Genomic DNA, 256 nt, shown 5'->3' with positions numbered 1-256 from the left:
GGCCCGTTTCCCGACCACGCTCTCGCCGTGTATGTCGTAAAAATGCCGGACGGCTTCAGCTACGCCGAAACCGGTTATCATGTCAGCTACCGTGTATTTCCGGGAGGTATCCGGCGAATAGGTATCCGTCTCGAGGACCTTGATGACCCCCATGCGCAGCTGGCCGATCCGATTGATCTTATCGGCTTCCGTAGGCCGGAAATGCCCGTTGAACACCCCCTCCTGGGGATGCCACACCCCGGCGTCCTCCGTAATG

General features: G+C 59.4%; 1 pseudogene. It reads right to left on the bottom strand.

From position 1 onward, the window contains the following. Nucleotides 1–256, bottom strand: a pseudogene (locus tag ACRHNM_RS17345) (amino acid dehydrogenase); the annotation flags it as partial.

The sequence above is a fragment of the Psychroserpens mesophilus genome (assembly GCF_050617655.1).
Classification (GTDB): Bacteria; Bacteroidota; Bacteroidia; order Flavobacteriales; family Flavobacteriaceae; genus Psychroserpens; species Psychroserpens mesophilus_A.
The sequence above is the reverse complement of the archived record's forward strand: the minus strand, read 5'-3'. Positions and strand labels throughout refer to the sequence as shown.